The organism is Prevotella sp. ICM33 (assembly GCF_000517825.1).
GTDB lineage: Bacteria > Bacteroidota > Bacteroidia > Bacteroidales > Bacteroidaceae > Prevotella > Prevotella melaninogenica.
In genome coordinates, this window is the sequence record NZ_JACD01000047.1 from 1 (window position 1) to 9,525 (window position 9,525).

The 9,525-nt window shown below is 36.3% G+C and carries 6 protein-coding genes; 1 reads left to right on the forward strand and 5 read right to left on the reverse strand.

What is annotated here, in order from left to right:
* Window positions 1–271: 271 nt before the first annotated feature.
* Window positions 272–817, forward strand: a complete 546-nt coding sequence (locus tag HMPREF1505_RS05380; protein ID WP_231480343.1) for a hypothetical protein — start codon at window positions 272–274, stop codon at window positions 815–817.
* A gap of 535 nt (window positions 818–1,352) precedes the next feature.
* Here HMPREF1505_RS05380 and HMPREF1505_RS05385 read toward each other — a convergent pair.
* The 5 genes from HMPREF1505_RS05385 to HMPREF1505_RS05405 form a co-directional block, all read right to left on the reverse strand.
* Window positions 1,353–2,381: a nitroreductase gene (locus tag HMPREF1505_RS05385; protein ID WP_036923581.1), complete on the reverse strand. Its 1,029-nt coding sequence runs from the start codon at window positions 2,379–2,381 to the stop codon at window positions 1,353–1,355.
* A complete protein-coding gene (locus HMPREF1505_RS05390) occupies window positions 2,378–2,971 on the reverse strand; it encodes a TetR/AcrR family transcriptional regulator (RefSeq protein WP_036923583.1) in 594 nt (197 codons plus the stop codon). Before HMPREF1505_RS05390 ends, HMPREF1505_RS05385 begins: the two co-directional genes overlap by 4 nt.
* A 466-nt stretch (window positions 2,972–3,437) precedes the next feature.
* Window positions 3,438–4,622: a peroxiredoxin gene (locus HMPREF1505_RS05395; RefSeq protein ID WP_036923585.1), complete on the reverse strand. Its 1,185-nt coding sequence runs from the start codon at window positions 4,620–4,622 to the stop codon at window positions 3,438–3,440.
* On the reverse strand, window positions 4,612–6,009 hold the full coding sequence (locus tag HMPREF1505_RS05400) for a RagB/SusD family nutrient uptake outer membrane protein (RefSeq protein WP_036923588.1): 1,398 nt from the start codon (window positions 6,007–6,009) through the stop codon (window positions 4,612–4,614). Before HMPREF1505_RS05400 ends, HMPREF1505_RS05395 begins: the two co-directional genes overlap by 11 nt.
* Before the next feature lie 11 nt (window positions 6,010–6,020).
* Window positions 6,021–9,332 carry a SusC/RagA family TonB-linked outer membrane protein gene (locus HMPREF1505_RS05405; protein WP_036923590.1) on the reverse strand — a complete coding sequence of 1,104 codons (3,312 nt, stop codon included), beginning with the start codon at window positions 9,330–9,332 and terminating at the stop codon, window positions 6,021–6,023.
* Between the last annotated feature and the right edge of the window lie 193 nt (window positions 9,333–9,525).

The window sequence follows — 9,525 nt, forward strand, 5'->3', positions numbered from 1 at the left end:
GCTAATAGAATTGGCAAACAAGCTCCGTCGCTCTATGCACCGACGGTGCCTCCGTTACTTCTATTGCTTTGTTTTAATAATCCTCCGTCCTCTCCTTTTCTCCGTGTGACATTTCGACAGAAACCTAACCTTAAGTAGCAAACCTTATCACTCCAAAATCCTGAAGACCCTAAAAAATCTTTCAAACTTTATCTCCAAAAAGACTTGACATGAAACATTATATTTTCTATTTTTGTAACGAGTATTTATTATTTAATTAAATCCAGTTACAATGAGAAAACTATCTTACGTTGACTTCCTTGTTTCGAAAACGAAACAAAGACTTATCCTTCTTTTCCTATTACTAATTCCAATAGCAGCATTCTCACAGAAAGGGACATTTAGGACCTTAATGCAGATCCAAGGAACAGGACTTACTAAAGAATTTAAGCCTTACGAACTCTGTTGCGACTTAGGTTATAATATTACCGATAACCTATATGCAGACCTTAGATATGAGAACGCTATCGCTCTCTTTAAAGAAAATGGTGTAAAAGACTATGCTCATAGTCACATTGTAGGCTTAAATCTTGGCTACATAGTCTATCACACAGAGAATTGTAATATTGGTGTACAAATCGGATATGGCAGTAATATGAAACGAAAAAATAGTGATTGGAAATATGACTATTATGAGGCAATGGCGTTCACCGACTTAGGAACATGCAAAATCAAGCCAAGATTCGGATTGGGCGTCCGCCACTATAACTCACGAACAAATCTATACAAAGACCGAACTATCGTCTTTGCAAGTATAGGATTTGGAATAAACTGGTAATAATATCCCTTATAACTTCCCTGCAGTTTCACTGAAAACATAAGTTATTCTATAAGCTACTCCCTATCACAAAGAGCCATTTGCATAGGGAGTTTACCATCCGCACCATTGGTGCTAAGCATCCGCACAATATGTGCTAAGCATTAACACCACAAGTGCTGAGCATTAACACGTAACTTATAAATTCGTATTATAGCTCTCTGTCATTGGCATACAGCGTTTTTATTAACATTGTACTGTTCTACAAATTAGAGATATGAAAGTGGGGGTTAACAAGACAACATTATAAAATAAAAGTTTGCTGTCATTCCTATCACTCTATTATTGGCTATAAAGTACTGATAATAAACACAGTACCAAGAATGTTAAATATGACAGCAAACTAAAACAAAAAGATAATTGGGGATTAGCTCAATTATAAATACAAACGTGATGGACAAATATTAGGCAGACAATTCTAACCTACTAAATATCCACCACGCCAAAGATTTTGATGATTCACCTATATCAAAAACTTACTTCATGCTTCTCGACTTTAATCTGCAGGAAGAATACATGACCTATAATCGCGTCTTAGCGAATAAGGCATTTTCTTTCCATAGCCTAACCTTATAAGAATAGTCGGGTACTCGTTAGAGATTTGAAGTTGCTTTACCATTTCTTTTGTAATATCATTTTCCTCATTAGGCTGATTGAGATAAGCATTTGCAATACCCATCTGCGTTGAACGCAGTAATATCCGTTCCAAGGTTCTGCCAAGTGCAACCCACTGTTCAACTGTATTATCTTTTGTTGTGAAAAGTACAAAATGAGATGCTGAAGCTATCTTTTTCCGATCACCTTTATTCTGCGTTTTCGCGTTGATAGCCTTTGACATGATAAACTTTGCCAAGAATAGAGGAACATTTGGTGCACCAAAAGTAGCATAACTCAATCCATCTCTTGTATTATTCTGATGTTTCTTATTATAACGCATCCACTTTGTCAGCTCTGATTTAAAAGCTTCATTATTTATTTGTAAGCTATTACCAGCATAAACCATATTAGCAATCTTTTCATAATCAACAGTTCCCCTTTTGTAAAAATAAATAGAAATAGAGGGGTCATTAGAAGTGGCTTTAAGTAGATTAATGCTATCTTTAGGAATTTCTTTTCCATCATAAACACTTCTATTTGTTTGTCTTACTGCGATTTGAGAGAACAATGAAGAATCAAATTGCTTTTTCTTATCTTTTGTAAGTAGAACTCGAATAAAGGAGTTCTTAATAACTTTAACTTCGGTCTGATACCCCTTTTCTTGAGCAGCAATACAAAGATTCTCTGTCGCGCACCCTAAGCTAACAAATAACTCTCGATGACTTGGGTCGACGACAGGTAACTCTTTTGACAAATCAGGGTATATATCAATTTCTGACTCTCTGATTTTAAACAACCAAGGCTGTGTGTTATGCCCAGAAGGAGCCTTGCAAGCATTCTCAATCATAAACAGATAGTCTGGATTCTGTGCCATTATATTATCCATAAATCCCATAAAAATAACAAATACAATAATTACTTTTCTCATTCTTGAATACTTTTTATCCATAAGTCAACTATCATTTCTACCCCTTTCATTATCTCATTCCAGCCCTTATCAGTTTGCAAAGAAATACCGTTATATGACAAACATTGGTCTTCAATCAAAGCTAAATAGCTGATAGCAGCCGAGAGTATACTGGCTAAAGAGGCAACCTCTGTATTAGGACAACCTGTTAATGTGCTTACCAGTTTGATTAGACTGCATCCATTTTCTTCACGTTTATCTCTAAGCTGCTCAATGCTTGTATTGTTACAGGACAGTTCCCACCTACACAAACGTCGTAGAGTTACATCGTTTCGTAATTGCTCGATCTGCTTACGGAACATATTCTTTATACTGTCTCCTACAGATTGAGGATTGATAATAACAGTACCTGTATTAGCCCAATAATCCTTCTGCATTATAAACTGTGCAATTAACTCTTCAAGTCCACCAAAATACCTATATATCAGCATCTTCGAAACATTAGCTTTTGAAGCTATTGTATTGATACCAAGCTTCTCGAATCCTTCGCTTTCTACGATACTTGCGACAGCTTCGAGTATTCTACTTTCTGTTTGTTCTCGATTCTTCATTCTATTATTTGTTTATGTTACCAATTGGTAACCGCAAAGATAAGTTACCCAACGGTAACATCGTAATAATCTTCAAGTTATCATTACTTTTTTTTGTTATTTAACAATAAGGTTGATAAAATAACAATTTTATAGACAACACTATTATCAATTTAGATGGTAAAATAAAGTTGTGAGTTTACAAAACAGGTTCTTGAATTCAAATCAGTTCTTAACTACTAAAATAGCAAACTTATAAAACATAACGATAACTCTCACTCATAGGTGTTCAGGGGTTCATTAACATAGCATGATTATAAATGAAGTTAGATTTAAAAAAGACAACATTATAAAATAAAAGTTTGCTGTCATTTCTATCACTCTATTATTAGATATAAAGTACTGATAATAAACACAGTACCAAGAGTGTTAAAAATGATAGCAAACTAAATTAAAACAAACAATAATATTACAAGCCTGCTAAGCTCTATTTCAAATACATTTTTACTGTTTCATAAATCCGCTCACCACGCAAACCCTTAGCAAGAATGTTTCCTTCTGGATCAATGAGCAAAATCTCTGGGATAGAAATAATATTATATGATTCTAAAACACGAGAACGCTGTTCCTTTGGTAATAAAAGATGATTCCACGTAGCCTTATCTGTCTCAATCGCTTTTAGCCACTCAGTCTTATGAAGATCAGTAGATACACCTAACACTACAAAACCCTTAGACTTAAAATCATCGTATGCTTTACGGATATTGGGCGTTTCCTTACGACACCATTTACAGCTTGAACTCCAAAAATCTACCAATACATACTTCCCACGGAAATCATTTAGACTGATACGTTTCCCTGTTTCATCAACACCAACTATATTTGGTGCCTTCTCCCCTACAAGTGTGCTTTTTGCTTTCAACACCTTTCTAAAAGCAAGCTGATAATAATGAGAATCTTGCAAGTCTGGACCAAATCCCTGTAACATACGTTCTGCCTCATCAACCTTTGCTTTTGTATCAAGTTTAGAATGCTGCAGTTTATATGTATAATAGAGATAAATCCCAAAAGGGGTGCCACGCTGTGCAGTAATCTGTGTGTCAAACCAAGAGCGCAGTTGTTTGTAAGCATTATTATAAATAGGAGCAGTTGTTCTCTTTATTTCTTCCATCTCCCTGCTATCATTCTTTTCTCTCGCAGCATAGAACACTTGATCAAGTGAGTCAAGAAGTTGTTTTTGCCCTACTCTATCACGCTCTTTCACAAACTGTTCATAAAGAGCCTGAAAAGGCGAACTACTTGATTCGACTTTTATACCCTTTGTTGCGCTAAGAGAAAAGGCAAAATCATTCATACCATTAGAAGGAAAGATATAACAACCTTGCAAGAAGGCTGCCTCCACATCTTTCTTCTCGGAAACAGGAGTAATAAAGAGCAGCTGAGATTTCAACGTATCATTATGATATTTAAAACCGTGATCCACAACTCTTATTGAATCAAGTGGAAGCAAATAAACATTTTGCTCATCATAAACAGAAAAAACATAGAGTTGCTTAATTGCAGGATTAGAAACACGTCCCACAAGGGTTACCCCCTTAGATTGAATAAACAAACTAAAGAATAGTAAAAGGAATAAAAGTCCATCTCTACGTAGCATAATATTATCTTTCATTTTGCTGCATTGAATTTTTATTAAACCTCATGACCTTTGCAGGTATAGGAAGTACATAAAGAGGAGAATTGGGTTCCAAACTAAACGTCCCCTCACTTGTTACATGCGTTACAGTCTTTGCTAACTGTGACTCTACATTCAGTCGCTTTAGGTCGATATATCTCACCATACCTGACATTGCAAGTTCGCGTCTACGCTCTTCAAGCACTTTCTGTAACGCATCACTCCTATCTATAGCAACAAGAGGAGTATTGTTTTTGATTCGATTATCTCGTAACTTGTTAATAAGAGACATGGCACGCTCAACAGACCCTTCCCGTGCTTCGCATTCTGCAGCAATAAGATAGATTTCAGGAGATGACACAGCTAAATTTGCTCGTAAGTAAGGAGCCCAGACATACTTATCTGTTGGGATATTACGGAAGTTCTTTGTAAAATAGATTTGAAGTCGCATATCATCCTCAGAAAAGAGGCTAATAAGTTCATCAGAGCCAAAGACCTTAGAACTCAACCCATACACGTATGGTGCAAACTTGATATAGATATTTTCAGGATTATCAATATCTTGCGGAACATTGGTGCGTCCTATAGAACTTTGAGCTTTAACCACTGCATACTTCTTCAAATCTAATAAAGAATTGTTTATTTCCAATACTTCGTTTGCAGCCTTTAAAGCCTCAGCATAATTACCCATATACAAATACATTTTAGCCAAAACACCATATCCTGCAGCCTTTGATGCTCTAAAAGCATTTCCTTTAGCCTGCATAGGTAAGTTCGGCAAAGCAGTTTGTAAGTCAGACTGAATCTGTGCATAAACATCCTTCACACTTGCCCTAACAAGGTTCTTCTTTGAAATATCCTCATCTAATATTAGAGGTACACCTGGGTCAGACTCCGCCGTACGTACATCATAATATTTTGCGTAACCATTAACAAGATAAAGGTACTCCAATGCCCTACTTATCAAAGCCTCAGCCCGAATAGAGAGTTTTTGTTGTTCATCAGAGCCGTCTGCATTCATGATATTATCTATAACCGTATTGTAATAATAAATTCGGTTATAAGAAGCAAACCAAAATCCATCATCTTGTGCATCGCCAAAAACCTCCTTCTTAAAAAGATAAAGATTACGAATAGACTGATCGACACTGTTTAATCCAGGCGTAGCAGTACCTTCTGCAACATCAGGAAGAAAAACATCATCCGTAAGGTATGCAGGATAAGTGTCTGAAACTTTCTGTACACTTTCATAGTTCAGTAACGTTTCATAATCACTCACCGTTGTAGGGATTTTCTCACCCTTAGGCTTTATATCAAGAAAATCATTGCAACTCGTTAGCATCACCACAACGCAGATTGCCAATATTGTCGTAACATTCTTCATTTCTTATTAACTTAAAATTTAGCAGATAAACCAATTGTCCAAGTTGTTGGGTTAGGAATACCTCTTTGTCCCCATCCGTAACCAAATGTTCCAAGAGCCTCTGGGTCAATCCCTTCATTATTTGCATGCCAAGTCAGGAGGTTCTGCACTTGTAGTATCAGAGCCAAATTACTAAGCCCCCATTTCCCAATTAGCTGCTTATCAAAGTTATAGGTAAGCGACAAGTCACGTAACTTTACATAATCTCCCTTAATAACATGAACATCTGCAGCATACCAAGGGTGGCGAACCGTTGTTGCATCAAGACTATACCCAGTAAAAGCTGGAGTAACATTAGCTCGTTTCTCATCACCCGGCTGTTGCCATCTATTCAGAATATCTCGATTCACATTTGTTGTTGGGGCAACAGAAAGGAAAGGAGCAGCCTCGCCTCGAAGTACGTGTCCACCATAATAAACAAACATAATAGAGAGATTAAAACTCTTATAAGTGAAAATATTAGTGAGAGACCCATTATATTTTGGGATTCTTGTTCCAGAATATGCAAGATCATCCAAAGATGTAACTTCCTTTGCAACACGATTCCCACCATCGACATAATATTGTGGTGTACCATCTGTTCCATTCAATCCTGCATAACGAAAACTGAAGATTGCCCCCAATGGATAACCCTTTACAGAAGCATTTCCAGAAGTTATACCGAAGACATTAATATCAGAGTCATCTATATCTATCAACTTATTCTTATTATAACCAAAGTTTAGAGTCGTAGACCATGAGAAGTCAGTTGTTCTTATATTATTACTACTCAACATAAATTCAATACCGCGGTTATACATTGTACCATAATTCAGTGTAACCCTTCGCCATCCAAGTGTCGGATCAGCTTCCCTGTTCGCCAACAAATCGTTCGAACGTTTGTTATAGAACTCCAAGGCACCTGTGATACGATTCCCAAAGAAAGCGAAATCGACACCTATGTTTGTTGTAGCCGTCTTCTCCCAACGTAGTGTTGGATTAGGTGGATTCTTAATAGCAGATGCAAAATCTCTACTCCATTGATTATAACGTGCTGCTTCTAAAGTAAGATAAGGTCCTGCATCTTTCGGAACATTTCCACCAATACCATAGGTCAATCTTAAGGTTAGATTATCAATCCATGATGCTCTACCTTTCCAAAACTTCTCTCGCTTAATATGCCACGCACCACCAACTGACCAAAGCGGACGATATTGAAACTTGGGATCTGTACCAAATAGATTTGATTGGTCTACACGAATACTACCGGTTATATCATATCGATTATCAAAACAATAAGCAGCATTACTATAAAAGGACACAAAACGATTTTCTACATCCGTTATATAATTATTATAAATAGACTGCCACATGAAATAACCATTGAGCGATTCTGTTCGCATAAGTGATGATAGTGTCAACGGATTAACAGGCTTATATCCTAAACTACTTTCATCGAAGCCCATATAATAGATAGAGGTTCCTGTAGACTTTTTTTGTCTCCGCTCTCCACCTGCAATTGCAGTAATAGAGTTTTTCCCAAATTCCTTGGAGAAGTTTAACTGTGCACGCAACGTGTAAGCAGACATATCACTTCTATACTCACCCATTTGAGACCCCTTTGGAACATTGAGTGTAAGAGTCTTGCGCATAGTATTATACTGTGCAGCATCGTTAATCATATTACGTACATAATAGGATTCTGCACTATGAAACTCTGTCGTCTTACTCACAGTATTCTCAGTCTGGAAACGAATATCAAAATTTAAACCTTTTGCAATCTTAAAGTTTAATCCAAGCTGAATCTTATAATATTGATCTTTCGTTATGAAGTTCTCTTCTTTTCGATTTGTAATCGGATTAAAACTCTCATCCATAAGACCAAGTTCTTTCAAACGTTCTAATTCATAATCGGACTTATATTTAGGAAAGTTGATTGGTGTTCCATCTTTATCACGAAGCATTGTATATGAAGGGTAATTATGGTAGATATCTGTAAACTGTCCCATACCAGTATCACCTTTATCACGTGAAAAACTACCTGTCACACTGAGATCAGCATTTAGCCATCTAAAGAAGCCAATGTTATCACGTAAGCTAAATCCATATCTCTCTGATGATAGATATCGAGCATTATAGCTATTCCCATCATAATTAAGGCTAACAGCATAACGATTAGCCCAGTTACCACCTAAAATGCTAATATTATGTTGATGCCTAACTCCTGTTTTCGTGTAGAAATCTTCAAGTTCCTTTCGATTATCTAAATTCCGATATACTTCTAAGCCTTTTTCTAATTCATTATTATCTATCATTCCTGCTCTATTCTTATACAAAAGTTCCAAAACAGGATTAACCCTTTCACGTGGGTCAAGATAGGCATATTGACCAGGATCATATTTGAATCCATCCTTTTGTAAATCAACTAACTCTCTACTATTCAATCGATGTAGTCCACTCATATTTGGGGCTGGAGTGAACTTTATACTGGCATCATATTGAACCGAAGTTTTTCCATTTCCCTTTCCATCAATAGTTGTAATAACTATAACTCCATTAGCAGCTCGTGCACCATAAATAGAGGCTGCAGCAGCATCTTTTAGGAAAGTTATATTCTTAACAACTGAAGGGTTTATACTACTGATATTTCCTTCGAAAGGGAGTCCATCTACCACAAGTAAAGGTTCATTGCGAGTAGGGCCACCACGTAAAGTTGACATACCTCTTAGATAATATTCACCATTTTGAAAAACAAGTCCAGGGACCATTCCTTCCAATCGGTTAATAATATTCGTTTGTAACTTATCTTTCAACTTATCTGCAGTTACAACATTAAACGAACCTGTTGTTCTCTCACGAGACAACGTCTGATAACCCGTTACAATAACCTCATTCAAAGGATTATCGTCAACCTTCATGACAATCTTCAAAGGACCATCATGAAGCGCAGCAACTTCCATAGTTTTCATACCTATGTATGAGATTACAAGAGTTGACTCATTAGAGTTTAGCCATATATTGAAATGTCCTTCAGCATCTGTAAGACACATATTCTTGCCATTCTTAACAGCAACGGTCACACCAATTAGGGTTTCTCCTTTTTCATCCACTATTATTCCTGATACGTGTCGTTTTTGAGACACTTCCTGTCCATTATAAAACTCACGAGTGAAAGAATCTGCGTAAGTAGATTGCACATACTGAGATAAAGGGGCTATCAATACACATAACATACATATGCGCAAATGGCACCTCTTCAATAAAACGAGAAATTCTCTTTTGACTTTGTAGGCTTCTTCTCTCATAGTAACATTGAAAATAGGTTTTTATAATCTGCAAACACGTAATCATGTAACAGAAACATATTATGGGACGAAAATAAATATTATTTTTCATAATAACAAGTAATTCTATATCTTTTTTAAATAAAATTTCGGTATAAGTGACAAAAAGAGACCTAAAACATCTTATATGCCTTTATCTACAAGGGGAATGAGC